This window comes from Pseudomonas sp. NPDC078416, assembly GCF_050268485.1.
Taxonomy (GTDB): domain Bacteria; phylum Pseudomonadota; class Gammaproteobacteria; order Pseudomonadales; family Pseudomonadaceae; genus Aquipseudomonas.
Genome location: NZ_JBNNGV010000022.1, coordinates 48596 through 65364 on the forward strand (window position 1 = coordinate 48596; position 16769 = coordinate 65364).

The window sequence follows — 16769 nt, forward strand, 5'->3', positions numbered from 1 at the left end:
ATGGCACCGGCACACGATGCCAGCAGACAGCTATCGGCCGTTTCTGACGAAGCTAAAGGATCGTGCGTCGACTCGCGCGTCGAAAAGCACCGGCCTCAGGCGGCCGGTACCGAGTCGAGAAATTTCAGAATGCGATCGGTCACTTCGCTGGCCAACGGCAACTGGGGATCCTTGTAGGACGCCAACTGCCGCTTGATGTCCATCGGCACGATGCGCAGCACGTGGTTCATGCCGTCGATGATCGCCAGTTGCGAGTCGGGTTTGGCCTTGTGCAGCAGCTCGGCGTCGCCCACGCCCACTTGCATGTCGTTGCGCCCCTGAATGATCAGCGTCGGGATTTTCAGCTGCCCGAACGCCGCCGTCGGGTTCTGCCGGAACAGGGAAATCAGGTAAGGCTGCACGCTTGGGCGAAACACCACCTGAAGGGGCTCGGGCACATCATTGTCAGTCTTGCCGGCCTTGATCTCCTCGATCAGTTGCTCACTGCGCGCCAGCAGTGGAGGAGGGAGGCGATCCTGCAGTTGCTCGCGGACCACTTGATCCACCGGCCGACCGGTACCGGCTACGGAGATCAACGCCACGGCGCCCGCACGTTCTGCCGCCAGGGTGGCGACCAGCGCGCCTTCACTGTGGCCCATCAGAATCAGAGGGCCCAGGCGCGAGTCGGTTTTGAGCTTGGCCGCCCAGGCGACCGCATCGTCGACGTACTTCTCGATGCTCAGATCGCGCTCGTCCGGGGTGGCAGGGCGACTGGCGGCAACGCCGCGTTTGTCGTAACGCACGCTGGCGATGTGGTGCTTGGCGAGGATCAGGGCCAGACGCTTCATGCTGTCGTTGCGTCCGCCGTCGGAGTTATTGCCGTCACGGTCGGTCGGCCCCGAGCCCGCGATGATCAACACCACCGGCACGGGTTTCGCCGATTTGGGCAGCAGCAGCGTGCCGAACAGCTCGCCGGTGCCGGTGTCCAGGCTGATGGGGCGCTGCAGCACGACGGGCGTTCCGGCGTGGGCGATGGATGACAGCAGGGTCAGGCTCAAGATGATCGCTCGCAGCGGCCAGAAGCCGCGAATCAGGGGTAAGGCGCTTAGCATTGCAGGACCATCATCAATAAAGTGTCAATTGGACGCGGGCAAATGAATAAGGTTCGAGGATGAACTGCGCCATAAGCCTGCGTATACTGGCGCGCTTGAGTTTTTGAACGTCTTCGGAGCCTCCCGCATGTCCGGCAATACCTACGGCAAGCTGTTCACTGTCACCACTGCCGGCGAAAGCCACGGTCCGGCACTGGTTGCCATCGTTGACGGCTGCCCGCCGGGCATCGAGTTGTCGCTGGAAGACCTGCAGCGTGACCTCGACCGCCGCAAGCCCGGGACCAGCCGTCACACCACCCAGCGTCAGGAGCCCGACGAGGTCGAGATCCTGTCTGGCGTCTTCGAAGGCAAGACCACCGGCGCGTCCATTGGCCTGCTGATCCGCAACACCGATCAGAAGTCGAAGGACTATTCGGCGATCAAGGACCTGTTCCGCCCCGCCCACGCCGATTACACCTACCACCATAAATACGGCATCCGCGATTACCGTGGCGGCGGTCGCAGCTCTGCGCGGGAGACCGCCATGCGCGTCGCCGCCGGGGCCATCGCCAAGAAGTTTCTCGCCACCCAGGGCATTACCGTTCGCGGCTACATGAGTCAGCTCGGGCCGATCGAAATCCCGTTCAAGACCTGGGATTCGGTGGAAGACAACGCGTTCTTCAGCCCCGACCCGAGCAAGGTACCAGAGCTGGAAGCGTACATGGATCAGCTGCGTCGGGATCAGGATTCTGTGGGCGCGAAGATCACGGTCGTGGCCGAAGGCGTGATGCCGGGCCTGGGCGAGCCGATTTTCGACCGTCTCGATGCTGAACTCGCCCACGCGCTGATGAGCATCAACGCGGTCAAAGGCGTCGAGATTGGCGCCGGCTTTGCCTGCGTTGCCCAACGCGGCACCGAGCACCGCGATGAGATGAGCCCCGAAGGTTTTCTGTCGAACAACGCCGGCGGCATCCTCGGCGGGATATCGTCCGGCCAGCCAATCGTTGCGCACCTGGCGCTCAAGGCGACTTCCAGCATCACCACGCCGGGGCATTCGATCGACGTCAATGGCAACTCCGTTGAGGTCATCACCAAGGGCCGCCACGACCCGTGCGTGGGCATCCGCGCCACGCCTATCGCCGAAGCGATGATGGCCATCGTGCTGGTCGACCACTTGCTGCGCCATCGCGGGCAAAACGCTGACGTGCGCGTCACGACGCCGATTCTGGGTCAGCTGTAATGCCTGAGCCGCGCGTCGCCGCCGCGGTCATCTGAGCGTGGCGGCGCTTCCTTACTGGCGGCTCGCCAGCTTCTACCTTTTCTATTTCGCCCTGCTTGGGGCCACGGCGCCCTATATGGCGCTCTACTTCAGCCATCTGGGGTTTTCCGCCGCGCGCATCGGCGAGCTGGTGGCGATCCCGATGCTGATGCGTTGCGTCGCGCCCAACGTGTGGGGCTGGCTCGGCGATTACAGCGGCCGACGTCTGACCATCGTGCGCTTCGGCGCCCTCTGCGGACTGGCCTGTTTCAGCCTGATTCTCGTTGACACGTCCTACGCCTGGCTGGCGATGGTCATGGCCCTCTATGCGTTTTTCTGGCACGCCGTGCTGCCGCAATTCGAAGTCATCACGCTGACGCATTTGCAAGGCCAGACTTCACGCTACAGCCAGATCCGGCTGTGGGGATCGATCGGCTTCATCCTTTCGGTGGTCGTGCTCGGCCGGATGCTGGAGTGGTTCAGCCTGGATTACTACCCGCAACTGCTGCTGGTCATTCTGATCGGCATTGTCGCGAGCAGTTGGTGGGTACCGAATGCCCAGCCGGTGGTCTCGAGCGTGCGGGTTGCGGGCGAAGGGTTTCTCAGGCAACTGATCAGGCCGGGCGTAATGGCGTTTTACATCAGCGTCGCCCTGATACAGCTGAGCCACGGGCCGTATAACACCTTTCTCACGCTGCACCTGGAACACCTGGGTTACACCCGCGGCATCATTGGCCTGCTGTGGGCGCTGGGGGTGATTGCTGAAGTGTTGATGTTCATGGTGATGAGCCGTGTGCTTCAGCGGTTCAGTGTCCGTCAGGTGCTGATCACCAGCTTCGTGATCGCCGCATTGCGCTGGCTTTTGCTGGGTAATCTGGCCGATCATCTGGCCATTCTGATCGTCGCCCAACTGATGCACGCGGCCACGTTCGGCAGTTTTCATGCCTCGGCCGTGCATTTCGTGCAACGCAGCTTCGGGCCGCGCCAGCAAGGTCAGGGTCAGGCGTTGTACGCCGCCCTTTCCGGCACCGGCGGGGCGATGGGCGCTTTGTATTCCGGGTACAGCTGGAACGCGCTGGGCGCCAGCTGGACCTTTGCCATTGCGAGTCTGGCGGCCGTGGCCGCTGCTGTTCTGACCGCCACATGTATGAAAGAGGAGCGCGTATGAGTCGCGAAGCACTGGCTCGGGAAATCATCGAAGCGGGGCAGTTTCTGTACGCCCGGGGCTGGTCGCCCGCCACCAGCAGCAATTATTCCGTACGCCTGTCGCCGACCGAAGCGTTGCTGACCGTCTCCGGCAAGCACAAGGGTCAGTTGGGCATGGACGACGTGCTGGCCACCGACCTTGCCGGCAACAGCCTGGAGCCCGGCAAAAAGCCGTCGGCTGAAACCCTGCTGCACACCCAGCTTTATAGCTGCAAGCCGGCGGTGGGTGCGGTGCTGCACACCCATTCGGTCAACGCCACCGTGCTGTCCCGGCTCACGGCCGGTGATCATCTGGTGTTCGAGGACTACGAGCTGCAAAAGGCCTTTAGTGGCGTTTCCACCCATGAATCAGCAGTGGTGGTGCCGATTTTCGACAACGATCAGGACATCGCCCGGCTCGCGGGGAAGGTTCAGCCCTGGCTGGATCAACACCCTGACTGCGCCGGTTACCTGATTCGCGGTCATGGTTTGTACACCTGGGGCGCGAAGATGAGCGATGCCTTGCGCCAGATCGAAGCCTTCGAATTCTTGTTCGAATGCGAGCTCAAGACGCTGTCCGTGCTCAACCGCTGATCCCTGATCTACGCAACGATCATGCACTCCAGCGTTCCCACTGCCTGAATCAACGCGTCGGACCGGCCCCAGAGCCGACAGACGCGGACCGAACCGAGGAAGCCCCGAAATGAGCAGTCTGTCCGTTTATCACGTGTCATCCCCCGAGCTGCCCAACAAGGTCCTGACGCACCTGGAAGACATTGCCTCGACCCTGGCCGAGCACGGCGTGGCGTTCGACCGCTGGCAGGCGGCAACGCCGATCACCCCCGGCGCCAGTCAGGAGGAGGTCATCGCGGCCTACCGCACCCAGATCGACACGCTGATGACCGAGCGCGGTTACGTCACCGTCGATGTGATCAGCCTGAATAGCGATCACCCGCAGAAGGCCGAGCTGCGCGCCAAGTTCCTTGAGGAGCATCAGCATGGCGAGGATGAAGTGCGTTTCTTTGTCGCCGGCCGCGGCCTGTTTACCCTGCACATCGACGATTTCGTCTACGCCGTGCTCTGCGAGAAAAACGACCTGATCTCCGTTCCGGCCGGCACCCGACACTGGTTCGACATGGGCGAACATCCGCATTTCGTCGCCATTCGCCTGTTCAATAACCCGGATGGCTGGGTCGCCAAGTTCACCGGCGAGAGCATCGCCAGCCAGTTCCCGCGTCTGGAAGACTGATTAATCATGACCATCAAAGCGATCCTGACCGACATCGAAGGCACCACCAGCGCGGTGAGCTTCGTCTTCGACGTGCTCTTTCCTTACGCCAAAAAGCATCTGCCCGAGTTCGTTCGCGGGCATGCCGGCGAACCCGATGTTGCCGCGCAGTTGCAGACCGTGCGCAACGACAGCGCCGAACCTGACGCGAGTGTCGATCGCGTGATCGAGATCCTCTTGCAATGGATCGCCGAAGACCGCAAAGCCACGCCGCTGAAAGCCTTGCAAGGCATGGTCTGGCAGCAGGGTTATCAGGCCGGGCAGCTCAAGGGGCATGTCTACCCGGATGCCGTTGAAGCGCTCAAAATCTGGCATCAGGCGGGTTACGCGCTTTATGTCTATTCCTCGGGCTCGATTCAGGCGCAGAAGCTGATCTTTGGTTGCTCCGAGGCGGGCGATCTGTCCGGGCTGTTCAGCGGCTACTTCGACACCACCTCCGGGCCCAAGCGCGAGGAGGCGTCCTATCGATCGATTGCGTCGCGCATCGGGCAGCCGGCGGAGGCGATTCTGTTCCTGTCCGATATCGTCGAAGAACTCGATGCGGCGCAACGGGCCGGCATGGCCACCTGCGCACTGGCGCGCGATGGCGGAGCACTGGAGGGGCACGTCAACGTCAGAAGCTTTACGGCGATCGACCCCAGCGCTTTCTGACGATCCAGGCGTGCTGAAAACCGACGGCCGATGTCTCTGACATTGGCCGTTTTTGTATCCAAATGCGGAAAAATGTAAGTTGGTTTTTGTTCGTTTGTGGGAAGTTGCTTGTTTCTCGGTCAGGCATGCCTGTTTGTTTTCGACGCTGTGTTTAACCCTCCTCGACTGTGTAACCCTTCGCCTGTCGGACCCTGACAGCTTTTGAATGCGCCTCGTGCGGTCGTGTTGACGACAGCACCTGACGCCGTTTTCAGCTGCCATGCATAAAAAAACCAATGGGTATCAGGGCCGCGCATTTGATGGTTTTAAACGGGAGGGAACATGAAAAACGCGCAGACAGGGACGCTGAGTCCGTTGATACAACAAATGGTCAGCAGCATCACTGAACAGGATGGCGATGCAGCCATCGCCAACGCACTTGACTGGCTTAGAGCTGAATGCCGCAGCGAACGGGCCATGCTTTATCAGTACCGAAACGGCGTGCTGCTCAGTTGCATTACGTCAAACGTCGACAGCTACTGGAAGGATCTTTATTGCCAGGGACGCCTGATGATCGAAGACCCGGTCATCCGCTGCTACCGCCACACCATGGGCTTTCTGAATTGGGAGGAGGCCTTCAAGACCTATCCGCCATCACCCGCCTACATGGCAGCGGTGGAGGATTGTGACCTGCTACCGGCTTTTTCCTATGGGTACAGCAGCCAGACGCGGGCCAATCAGGGTGTCATCACCATCTGCACGCTCAATGGCATGGAGCGGCCGCTGACCCACAACGATCGTTACCTGCTGACGAGTCTGGTGCCGATGCTTCACGTGGCGGGAAAGGGGCGTCAACTGCAGACGCGGGCGCTGTCGCCCAAGGAACTCGAAATTCTCAAGTGGGCGCGGGAAGGCAAGACGGCGTGGGAGATCGGGCTGATAAAGGAAGTCTCGGAGGCGACCGTCAAGCATCACTTCAAGAGCATCTACGCCAAGCTTGGGGTGACCAACCGTGCGCAGGCGGTGGGTGAGGCGTTGTGTCGAGGGATCATTCAGTAGACCAGCCCTGACCCGTAGACGAGCTCTGACAGAAAGACCTGCAGTGGGTGTCAGCGCCTGACGTAAGTGCCTCGGAAAGCAGCCCAAAAAAAACCGCGATAGCATCGACTATCGCGGGAATATACAAGGGATGCTTCGATGAGAGTGAAACGTGCTGCTGCCGGAACGTTACGTTCCGGCCGGCTACTTATCGGGTGTGATAAGTAGGCAAATCAAACCGGTGCTGGCTTTGCAACATCGAGATCGCGGGCAGCTCGCTGGCTTGTGCGGCCAGATCACGACGAATCGCGCTGATCACCCATTCCAGCTGCACTGGAGTGTGCAATTGAGCGTAAGACACGCAGCGGCGGATGTTAGTGCCTTCATCGTTGCGCAGAGTCAACAGAACGCCACCGTCCGGACGCGGCTGGGTGGTGACTTCGAAATCGGAAAATACGGATGCGAATTTTTCTTGGATAAAAGTCATGTCTAGAGGCTCCATTGCTCATGGGATAACAAGCTTGGAATGACTAGTGCAGTGACTGTGCCAGCTTTTGATCTTAAATAAAAACCAACAAAATCAAGGGTTTATAGATTTCTGAGAAATACTCTCTCGTGCAATTTGCATGAATGCCTCTCGTGCATCCTGCAATTTACCGGAGTGGGGAGTGAGAGAGGGGTGAATCAGGGAGGGGGCCACGCGTTGCATGACATTACTGAGACAGCGGTATCCCTGATTTATTTCCCGTTGTTGCGAAATTTTATCGGCCAGCCGTGAGCCAACCCTATCGGGCTCATTGAAACCGATGGTTTGGCGCCTGTACCTGAAGCTGGCATGGTTGGCCTCATCTGCGGCGGCGCCATTTGCCGTGCGCCATGAGTGATGCCGTCATCAGTGGAACTACACGCGTTATCCTCGGCTCATAGATTGCCTGGCCCATGGATCGCCGCATCCTTTGATTTGTCCCGCGCAATGCATTGCGCTATTGGAGTTACCAAATGTCTGAAGCCCCCGCCACGCCCGGTTCTGCCACGCGCATGACAGACGAAGAGGCACTGGAATTTGCCGAACAGGTATTCGACAGGGCCCGTGCTGGCGACGCCCCGATGCTCGACCGGCTGCTGGAAAACGGCTTGACCCCCAACCTTCGCAACCACAAAGGCGACACGCTGTTGATGCTGGCCAGCTATCACGGTCATCAGGACGCAGTGCGCGTGCTGCTCAAGCACAAGGCTGACCCGGAACTGCGCAACGACAACGGCCAGAGTCCGATCGCTGGCGCTGCTTTCAAAGGCGATCTGGAAACCGTGAAGATCCTTGTGGAAGGCGGCGCAGATGTCGAGGGCGCCTCAGCCGACGGCCGCACCGCATTGATGATGGCGGCGATGTTCAACCGTACGGCGATCGTCGACTACCTGATCTCCAAGGGTGCCAATCCTCACATCCAGGATGCCAAAGGTGTCACCCCGCTGATGGCCGCGCAGACCATGGGCGCTACCGAGACTGCCGAGCAGCTCACCCGCCTGGGGGCGTAAGCGATAGAGGCGCGCAGCATTTCCAGCTATCCTGCGCGCCTGTTTTCCAGCCCTCGGACGATCTGCCATGAAAGCTTCACTCATCGAATTCATCAGCAAGATCAGCTCCGGCTGCATGAGCGATGAAGAAATCGAAAAAATCGCCGACGAGGCCGCCCAGGCTTACGCCGACCCGGAAGCGTTTCTCACCGCCAACCCTGACATCAACTTCGACGACACTTTCCCGATCCCGCTGGGGGAGTGGGTGGTCATTGGCAGCCTGCCTGATACCGTCTTGCTTCAGGCCGATACCTATCCTGACCTGCTCACCGAGATCATGGCCTCGTTCGGCCCGAACGTGTCGTTCAACATCAAGCCCAAGCAGCTGGTCAAAGCCGAGCCGCTGGTGGCGCTTAACCGGATTCAGGTGCAGCTTTCCAGCATGCACAAGGACATGGGCGGGTATGTGCTGATGGACGTCAGCGAGCCGCTGGACAATGTGTTGCAGACGGTGCTGGTCTACGGCGCTGACGTTGAGCGGGTCATGGCCCTCGGCGTTGAACTCGGCATATTGATCGAACCCGCGCTGGAGGCGCTCAAGGCGCAGGTTTGATCCCCGTCGACGCGTTTCGCTGCGCCACGAAATATCCCTGCCGACCAACGGAACCCTCATCACGGGCCGCCACTCTCAAGTGAGCAAGCCTTCAATTAGGAGCAACACCATGGGTTCTACCTTCAACGGTCTGATTGGCCTGATCATTCTGGCGCTGGATATCTGGGCCATCATCAACGTGCTGAAAAGCGGCGCGGAAACCGGGAAGAAAATTCTCTGGATTTTGCTGATCGTCATCCTGCCGGTGCTGGGCCTGATCATCTGGGCAATCGCTGGCCCGCGTGGCAACGTGCGTATCTAGTAGCGTGCTTCTCTAGTATCGCAGCAGAAGCGCAGCAAGGCTTCAGAACACATGACGCCCGACTGGCCCGGCCAGTCGGGCGTTTTTGTTCCTGCCAGATCAGCCACGGCCACCACGACATTCGACCTGTCATGCTCCGCGACGTAGAATGCGCGCCTTCTTGTGGGCGGCCTGCCGTCCTGTCATCAGTAGTTATCGGGGACTCCCTCCATGAGCGATTATCAAGAAACGTTGTACGAAGGCTACGGTCAGCGCTTTCGCATTGAAAAAATGCTGCATGAAGTGCGCACCGAGCATCAGCATCTGGTGATCTTCCAGAACCCGCGCATGGGTCGCGTCATGGCGCTGGACGGCGTGATTCAAACCACAGAAGCCGACGAGTTCATCTATCACGAGATGCTCACCCACGTGCCGATCCTGGCCCACGGCCGCGCCAAACGCGTCCTGATCATCGGCGGTGGCGATGGCGGCATGCTGCGCGAGGTCGCCAAGCACGCGACGGTTGAACACATCACCATGGTCGAGATCGACGGCACCGTGGTCGAGATGTGCAAGGAGTACCTGCCGAACCACTCCAAAGGCGCTTTCGATGATGCGCGTCTGAACCTGGTCATCGACGACGGCATGCGCTTCGTTGCCAACACCGAGGAAAAATTCGACGTCATCATTTCCGATTCCACTGACCCGATCGGGCCGGGCGAGGTGTTGTTCTCGGAGAACTTCTATCAGGCCTGCCACCGCTGCCTCAACGAAGGCGGCATTCTGGTCACGCAAAACGGCACGCCGTTCATGCAGCTGAGTGAAGTGCAGACCACGGCAGGGCGCATGAATGGCCTGTTCGCCGACTGGCATTTCTACCAGGCAGCGGTGCCCACCTATATTGGTGGCGCGATGACCTTTGCCTGGGGTTCCACGGATTCCCAGCACCGCAAGATTTCCCTGGACACGCTGCATCAGCGATTCGCCGGCAGTGGCATCGTGACCCGTTACTACAATCCTGAAATCCATATCGGCGCCTTCGCATTGCCGCAATACGTCCTTCAGGCGATCAGCAAGCCAAGCAACGCCTGACCGCTGGTATGTTATGTAAACCTGACATCCATCGATTGATGTCAGGTAAACGTAACTTCTTCTTGATCGCCCTTCATGTCACGTATACATTCCATGCATCGTTGAATGTTATGCAGGCGTGACAAATGGACGCGACGCTATTGCTTGAGAGGTTGGGCAGTCAGATTGAAGAGATGCGTAAATCCCGCGGTCTCACTCAGGTTCAGCTGGCCTACCAGTCGGGCATGACACGGCAAAAGCTCGCAGAAGTCGAAAAAGGCAGCCCGACCGTGGCGGTGAATTTCTACGCCAAGGTTCTGGCTGCGTTGAATGCCGAGATAAAGGTCGTTTCCGCCCGACGCCCGACGTTTGAAGAGCTGCGCGAGGTGTTCCAGTGAAACCGCTGGATCGTGTGCGCATTTTTACCCCGGAAGGTGAGAGCGGTGAGTTGTCTGCGTCGGAGTCCGGCGACTACCTGTTTCGCTATGGCCTGGACGCCAGTCCGGCGGCGCAGATCAGCCTGACCATGGGCGTTCGCGATGCGGCTTACGCATCGCGAAGCCTGCATCCGGTGTTCCAGATGAACCTGCCCGAAGGCTTCGTGCTGGAACAGTTGCGCAATCGCCTCGCCAAAACGACGCCCATCAACCCCATGCTGCTCATGGCGTTGACCGGCAGCGGTTCGCCGGTCGGTCGCGTGGCCGTGGTGTCTCCCATGATCGACGACTTGCTGGGCGGCACGGCTCCCGTCTCAGGCAAAAGCCTTGGGCAGATACTCAGTTGGGACGGAACCCAGGATCTGTTTGCCGAACTGGTCGATCAATACATTTTGCGCACCGGGATTTCGGGCGTTCAGCCCAAAGTCATCGTGCCCGATTCGGATTTTGTTACGGACCCGAAAGCCACGCTGTTGATGCCCGAATTGATCGTCAAGTCGGGGAGGGCAGACTTCCCCGGGCTGGCCGTCAACGAATTCGTGTGCATGGACGCCGCCCGCAGAGCCGGCATGCCGGTACCTGAATTTTATCTGTCGGATAACCGCCAGCTGTTCGTGATGCGCCGCTTCGATCGGGACGCTGAGCAACGTGCCATCGGTTTCGAGGACATGGCCGTGCTGATGGGCCTTGGCACGGAACAGAAATACGACTCCAGCTACGAAAACATCGCCAAGGCCATTCGCCTGTTTTGCGCGCCTGAGCATGTTCGTGATTCGCTGGATCAGTTCTTCGACATCGTCGCGCTCAGCTGCATGGTGGGCAACGGCGATGCTCATCTGAAGAATTTCGGGCTGCTGTATCGCGACCCGCTGGGGGCGGACGCACGACTGGCGCCGGCCTATGACATCGTCAACAGCACCGCGTATATAAAGGACGATGCGTTGGCCCTGCGCCTGGATGGCTCGAAAAGCCTGTTCGGATCGAGGCTCGGCATTCTGACGTTGGCGTCGACTTGTGACATCCGCAAACCGAACGTACGCATCGCGCGGTTGATTGCGGCAGTGCAGGCGTCTCTGCAGGAAAACGCTTCGCTCAACCCTCACGCACCCCATGTCTTCGAAGCCATCGAACACGCCGTCGAACGGTATGCCCAGACATTCAAGCTGTAAACGCGATTCAAGGCTTTGTAAGAAAATATGATAGGGGGCATTAATCAACGGAATTTTCACCGTTTCTTCGGGAAGATTCGCGCCGTTCCAAGACTGCTACCTGATTGAGATAACTGTTTGAGCCGATCCGTCATGAAGAATGCGCGGCATCGGTGGTAAACCGCGAGGGTTCACGTAATATTTGGCCCCCGCAGCCCGGACCGGCACTTCGATGTGGTCGGGCGCACCGCTTTTTGAACCTAAACCTGAATCCAACGGATCCCACAACCCATGGCCAAAACGGACGCCCCGGCGCGCGCGCCGCAACCTACCGTCAAATCGCACCTGGCCTATACGCTTCTGAGCGGCCTGGTGCTGATGGTCCTGTACACCCTTCTGCGCGTAGCGCTGCTGGTCTATAACCGCGAAGGCATCGGTGCGACGCCGGCTTCGACGTTCGTCGAGGCGTTTGCCAATGGCCTGCGATTCGATTTGCGCCTGGTCGTGTACATCCTGATCCCTCTTCTGCTGTCCCTGTTCAGCGCGCGCATGATGGCGGCCCGTGGTTTTTTCCGCTTCTGGCTGACGCTGGTCGCGAGCCTGACCGCGTTCTTCGGCCTGATGGAGATGGATTTCTACCGTGAATTCCACCAGCGCCTGAATGGCCTGGTTTTCCAGTACGTCAAAGAAGACCCGAAAACTGTTCTGAGCATGCTCTGGTACGGCTATCCGGTGGTTCGCTATCTGTTGGCATGGGCGTTCTTGACCTGGCTGCTGAGCCTGGTCTTCAAAGGCGTCGATCGAGTGACCCGTCCGCGTGGCGGGTTCAATGTGGCCAGCGCCGACAACCGCGTGGTCGCGCCGTTGTACAAGCGTGCCGTGGTTTTCCTGTTGTGCCTGGTGGTGGCCGTCATCGCCGCTCGCGGCACCCTGCGTCAGGGCCCGCCGCTGCGTTGGGGCGATGCGTACACCACTGACTCCAACTTCGCCAACACCCTGGGCCTGAACGGCACGCTGACGCTGATCGCAGCGGCGAAGAGCCGGATGTCCGAAGACCGCGACAACATCTGGAAAGCGACCCTGCCTCAGGCTGAAGCCCAGCAGATCGTCCGCGACATGCTGCTGACCGCCAATGACAAACTGATCGATCCGGACAAAGCCGCGGTGCGTCGTGATTTCACGCCGCCGCCGGCCAACACGCTGCCGATCAAGAACGTCGTCGTGATCCTGATGGAAAGCTTCGCCGGCCATTCGGTGGGTGCGCTGGGCGATGAATCGAACATCACGCCTTACTTCGACAAACTGTCCCAGGAAGGTCTGCTGTTCGATCGTTTCTTCTCCAACGGCACGCACACCCACCAGGGCATGTTCGCGACCATGGCGTGCTTCCCGAACCTGCCGGGCTTCGAGTACCTGATGCAGACGCCGGAAGGCAGCCATAAGCTGTCCGGCTTGCCGCAGCTGCTCAGCGCGCGCAAGTACGATGACGTTTACGTCTACAACGGTGACTTCGCCTGGGACAACCAGTCGGGCTTCTTCAGCAACCAGGGCATGACCAACTTCATTGGCCGCAACGACTTCGTCAACCCGGTGTTCTCGGACCCCACCTGGGGCGTGTCCGATCAGGACATGTTCGACCGTGGCGCCGAGGAGCTGAAAGCCCGCGAAGCCAAGGGCAAGCCGTTCTATGCCTTGCTGCAGACCCTGTCCAACCACACGCCCTACGCACTGCCGGCGAATCTGCCGGTCGAGCGCGTGACCGGTCATGGCACGCTGGATGAACACCTCACCGCCATGCGTTACTCGGATTGGGCGCTGGGTCAGTTCTTCGAGAAAGCCAAGAAAGAGCCGTACTACAAAGACACGCTGTTTGTGGTCGTCGGTGACCACGGCTTTGGCAACAACGAGCAGATCACCGAGATGGACCTGGGCCGTTTCAACGTGCCGATGCTGATGATCGCCCCGGGCCTGCAAGACAAGTTCGGCAAGCGCAGCAGCATCGTCGGTACGCAGATCGATATCGTACCGACCATCATGGGCCGCCTGGGTGGCGACACCGTGCACCAGTGTTGGGGCCGCGACCTGCTCAATCTGCCGGCGGGAGACGAGGGCTTTGGTGTGATCAAGCCATCGGGCAGCGAGCAGACCGTGGCGCTGGTCACCGGCAACCGGATCCTGATCGAACCCAAGGAAATGGAGCCGAAGGTGTACAGCTACGCGTTGGGCACCAAGCCCCACGCCGAGCTGATGCCGAACGCGCCGGACGTCGCCGAGTTGCGCAAGAAGCTCGACAGCTTCCTGCAGACCGCAACCAAGAGCCTGCTGGACAACACGGCAGGGGTCAAAGACGCCAAGCCGCAATGACCGCAGCCTGATGAAAAACGCCCCGACACCGGGGCGTTTTTTTTTGCCTGCAGACCTGTGGGTTTGGGCTGATAACCTCGGGCGGGCGCTGACGATTCGGGTTGAACGTCAGTGCGCTGCAAGGGTCAAGATCATCAGGCCGTTGTCAGGCCTTTACTGAGGAGACATTGATGAAAGTGTGGACTATTTCGTTTCTGGACAAAGACGGTGTACAGCAAAGCCTCGATCTTGAATCCGATCACCGTCCCAGTGAAGAAGAGGCTGCGCAGCGACTCCGTCCGATCCTGTTCCCGGTCGCCAGTGATCTTGATCTGAACGACCTCGACGGTCGCACTGCCGAGCCCACCGTAAAGACACTCAAAGAGCAGAACGCGGTACAGATCATCTCCATCGTCGAGGCTTCGTAAGAAGCCTGCATTTCCCGCCATCCTGCCAATTGGCAACGCACTATCAATCGGCGTACTCTGCCAGCGAGGTCGGTGAAGCATCTACCCGAGTCAGCTCGCGTACGTATGTTTGTTTTGTAAAACGTACCGGCCTTGTCAGCGACATGCTTGAGTCCCGGGCGGCGGATGACCTGCCGCTACACGCCTCGCCATCGGGGAGTGTTTCGGGATAGTTGAAACTCTATCTATCGTTGCATAGGAGGACGTTTCATGAGCACAGCCTATCAAGAAGACGTCAGCAGCCATGTTCTGCGCTGCATGAAAGAAGGCGGTTTCGACTTCGCACGCATTCACCCCATCGAGTTCTATGCCACCTTTCCGGATGAGGACCGGGCGCGTCAGGCTGCGGAAAAATTTCGTGGCGAGTCAGTCAATGTCCAGCTCAATGCTCTGGAAGACGGCGCGTGGCACCTGGAACTGAGCAAGTTGATGTACGCGACCTACGACGGAATCGGCGACTTCGAGCAGGATTTCCAGACCGCGATTTTCGGTCTGGACGGGGAGGTTGAAGGCTGGGGCGTGAAACAGGAGCTCAAGCGCCTTCATTGACCTGGCTTCATTGACAGTCAGGCGTCGAAAGCAAGGCGCCTGGCGTCAAGAACGTGGTCTCCCGTGTCTACGATCAAGCGTGGCGCGGGAGATGCACCGAGCTGAATCACAGGCAAAAAAAAGCCGCTCTCTTGGGAGCGGCGGAAAGGGAATATCGGGTGGCGTTGCCAATAAGGTTTTGAGCCAGTCGCCTTGTGAGATCCGGCGGGTTGGTCTGCGGTATGGGGCGATTATGATCAGCTCCAGTAGTACGCGGAAATGAACTGTGGCTATGCCCGCGATAGATTTTGAAAAGTACCGGATGCTTCGCCATGAAGCGTCGGGCAAAAGGTTAGGGCGCATCGTGCACAGGAATGGTGCGGACGCTCCGGCTGTTTAATTCAACCCATTGATATTGAAGCGTTTATGCCGATGGCACGGGCCTTGCGAAGGCTCTGGTGTCCATGGTGACAAGGAGTACGGCATGATCCGCACCTTTTATGACGAGATGTACGATGCGGGCGGCATAGTCCGTCCGCATTATCGGGAATTCGCCCGCTGGTTGGGTGAAGCGCCGCCTGAGTTGCTCGCTCAGCGCCGGCGTGAGGCCGATCTTTTGTTTCATCGCGCCGGGATCACGTTCACGCTGTACGGCGACGAGCAGGGCACCGAGCGGCTCATCCCCTTCGATACGATTCCGCGCAGCATTCCGGCCAGCGAATGGCGAGTGGTGGAACGCGGCTGCATTCAGCGCGTCAAGGCGCTGAACATGTTTCTCGCTGACCTCTATCACGATCAGCGCATCATCAAGGCCGGGATCATTCCTGCCGAACAGGTACTTGCCAACGAGCAATACCAGTTGGCGATGCAGGGCCTGAATCTGCACCGCGACCTGTATTCGCACATCTCCGGCGTCGATCTGGTGCGTGACGGCGACGGCACGTATTACGTGCTCGAAGACAACCTGCGCACGCCAAGCGGCGTGAGCTACATGCTCGAAGACCGCAAGATGATGATGCGGCTGTTCCCCGAGCTGTTCGCCGCGCAACGCATCGCGCCGATCGATCACTACCCGAATCTGTTGCTGGACACCCTCAAAAGCTCGAGCCCGCTGGATAACCCGAGCGTCGTCGTGCTGACCCCCGGGCGCTTCAACAGCGCGTTTTTCGAGCATGCGTTTCTCGCCCGGGAAATGGGCGTGGAGCTGGTGGAAGGCGCTGACCTGTTCGTGCGCGATGACCGCGTGTTCATGCGCACCACCGACGGCCCGAAAGCGGTGGACGTGATTTACCGCAGGCTCGATGACGCGTTCCTTGATCCACTGGCGTTCAATCCTGATTCCATGCTCGGCGTGCCGGGCCTGCTGGCCGCCTACCGCTCGGGCAATGTGGTCCTGGCCAATGCCATCGGCACTGGCGTGGCGGACGACAAGTCGGTGTACCCCTTCGTGACCGACATGATCCGTTTCTACCTCGACGAAGAGCCGATCCTCAAGAACGTGCCGACCTGGCAGTGCCGCAAGCCCGAAGAGCTGTCCCACGTGCTCGCCAATCTGGGCGATCTGGTGGTCAAGGAAACCCAGGGCTCCGGCGGTTACGGCATGCTCGTGGGCCCCGCATCCACCGCCGCCGAAATCGAGTCGTTCCGGGCGCGGCTCAAAGCCAAGCCCCACGCGTACATAGCGCAACCGACCTTGTGCCTGTCGACCTGTCCGACCTTCGTCGAGAACGGTATCGCCCCGCGCCACATCGACCTTCGCCCGTTCGTCCTGGCTGGCCGCGAAACCCGTGTAGTGCCCGGTGGTCTCACGCGTGTTGCCCTGCGCGAAGGCTCGCTGGTGGTGAACTCGTCGCAGGGTGGCGGAACCAAGGACACCTGGGTGGTCGAGGATTAAGGAT

The 16769-nt window shown here is 59.7% G+C and carries 18 protein-coding genes; 16 read left to right on the forward strand and 2 right to left on the reverse strand.

Annotated elements, in window-relative coordinates; genetic code table 11:
- Positions 1-95 precede the first annotated feature (95 nt).
- A complete protein-coding gene (locus ACQKEN_RS18380; RefSeq protein WP_265386405.1) occupies positions 96-1091 on the reverse strand; it encodes an alpha/beta hydrolase in 996 nt (331 codons plus the stop codon).
- A gap of 127 nt (positions 1092-1218) precedes the next feature.
- Between ACQKEN_RS18380 and aroC the strand changes: the two genes are divergently transcribed.
- The 6 genes from aroC to ACQKEN_RS18410 all read left to right on the forward strand — a co-directional run bounded on the left by aroC (position 1219) and on the right by ACQKEN_RS18410 (position 6490).
- Positions 1219-2310, forward strand: a complete 1092-nt coding sequence (aroC, locus tag ACQKEN_RS18385) for a chorismate synthase (RefSeq protein ID WP_427687680.1) — start codon at positions 1219-1221, stop codon at positions 2308-2310.
- Between the two features lie 37 nt (positions 2311-2347).
- The gene (locus tag ACQKEN_RS18390) at positions 2348-3496 is read left to right on the forward strand and encodes an MFS transporter (RefSeq protein WP_427687682.1); all 1149 of its coding nucleotides are present in this window, start codon (positions 2348-2350) and stop codon (positions 3494-3496) included.
- Positions 3493-4107, forward strand: coding sequence for a methylthioribulose 1-phosphate dehydratase (locus ACQKEN_RS18395; RefSeq protein ID WP_427687684.1), 615 nt, complete (start codon positions 3493-3495; stop codon positions 4105-4107). The genes ACQKEN_RS18390 and ACQKEN_RS18395 overlap by 4 nt, the downstream gene beginning before the upstream one ends.
- Before the next feature lie 109 nt (positions 4108-4216).
- Positions 4217-4762 (forward strand): 1,2-dihydroxy-3-keto-5-methylthiopentene dioxygenase, encoded by a 546-nt coding sequence (locus ACQKEN_RS18400; protein ID WP_427687686.1) that lies wholly within the window; start codon positions 4217-4219, stop codon positions 4760-4762.
- A gap of 6 nt (positions 4763-4768) precedes the next feature.
- The gene (mtnC, locus tag ACQKEN_RS18405; RefSeq protein ID WP_427687688.1) at positions 4769-5452 is read left to right on the forward strand and encodes an acireductone synthase; all 684 of its coding nucleotides are present in this window, start codon (positions 4769-4771) and stop codon (positions 5450-5452) included.
- 321 nt (positions 5453-5773) lie between these two features.
- Positions 5774-6490 carry a helix-turn-helix transcriptional regulator gene (locus tag ACQKEN_RS18410; RefSeq protein WP_133776625.1) on the forward strand — a complete coding sequence of 239 codons (717 nt, stop codon included), beginning with the start codon at positions 5774-5776 and terminating at the stop codon, positions 6488-6490.
- Between the two features lie 187 nt (positions 6491-6677).
- On the opposite strand, the gene ACQKEN_RS18415 is transcribed toward ACQKEN_RS18410, so the two are convergent.
- Entirely contained in the window at positions 6678-6956 is a 279-nt protein-coding gene (locus ACQKEN_RS18415; protein WP_037009057.1) for a DUF3509 domain-containing protein, read from the reverse strand.
- Positions 6957-7468: 512 nt separating this feature from the next.
- Here ACQKEN_RS18415 and ACQKEN_RS18420 point away from each other — a divergent pair.
- The 10 genes from ACQKEN_RS18420 (at position 7469) to ACQKEN_RS18465 (ending at position 16765) form a co-directional block, all read left to right on the forward strand.
- Positions 7469-8005: an ankyrin repeat domain-containing protein gene (locus ACQKEN_RS18420; RefSeq protein WP_346629594.1), complete on the forward strand. Its 537-nt coding sequence runs from the start codon at positions 7469-7471 to the stop codon at positions 8003-8005.
- Between the two features lie 67 nt (positions 8006-8072).
- A complete protein-coding gene (locus ACQKEN_RS18425; protein WP_427687691.1) occupies positions 8073-8597 on the forward strand; it encodes a hypothetical protein in 525 nt (174 codons plus the stop codon).
- Between the two features lie 109 nt (positions 8598-8706).
- Positions 8707-8898 (forward strand): PLDc N-terminal domain-containing protein, encoded by a 192-nt coding sequence (locus ACQKEN_RS18430; RefSeq protein WP_037009073.1) that lies wholly within the window; start codon positions 8707-8709, stop codon positions 8896-8898.
- Between the two features lie 210 nt (positions 8899-9108).
- Positions 9109-9969: a polyamine aminopropyltransferase gene (gene speE, locus ACQKEN_RS18435; protein ID WP_265386396.1), complete on the forward strand. Its 861-nt coding sequence runs from the start codon at positions 9109-9111 to the stop codon at positions 9967-9969.
- Positions 9970-10094: 125 nt separating this feature from the next.
- Positions 10095-10346 carry a helix-turn-helix domain-containing protein gene (locus tag ACQKEN_RS18440; protein ID WP_192175037.1) on the forward strand — a complete coding sequence of 84 codons (252 nt, stop codon included), beginning with the start codon at positions 10095-10097 and terminating at the stop codon, positions 10344-10346.
- 5 nt (positions 10347-10351) lie between these two features.
- Positions 10352-11554: a type II toxin-antitoxin system HipA family toxin gene (locus ACQKEN_RS18445; protein ID WP_427687733.1), complete on the forward strand. Its 1203-nt coding sequence runs from the start codon at positions 10352-10354 to the stop codon at positions 11552-11554.
- Between the two features lie 270 nt (positions 11555-11824).
- The gene (locus ACQKEN_RS18450) at positions 11825-13897 is read left to right on the forward strand and encodes an LTA synthase family protein (RefSeq protein WP_427687694.1); all 2073 of its coding nucleotides are present in this window, start codon (positions 11825-11827) and stop codon (positions 13895-13897) included.
- Between the two features lie 170 nt (positions 13898-14067).
- Positions 14068-14304 carry a hypothetical protein gene (locus tag ACQKEN_RS18455; RefSeq protein ID WP_133776618.1) on the forward strand — a complete coding sequence of 79 codons (237 nt, stop codon included), beginning with the start codon at positions 14068-14070 and terminating at the stop codon, positions 14302-14304.
- 249 nt (positions 14305-14553) lie between these two features.
- Complete coding sequence (locus tag ACQKEN_RS18460) at positions 14554-14892, forward strand: ribonuclease E inhibitor RraB (protein WP_065989401.1); 339 nt, start codon at positions 14554-14556, stop codon at positions 14890-14892.
- Between the two features lie 463 nt (positions 14893-15355).
- On the forward strand, positions 15356-16765 hold the full coding sequence (locus ACQKEN_RS18465) for a circularly permuted type 2 ATP-grasp protein (protein WP_427687696.1): 1410 nt from the start codon (positions 15356-15358) through the stop codon (positions 16763-16765).
- Positions 16766-16769 lie beyond the last annotated feature (4 nt).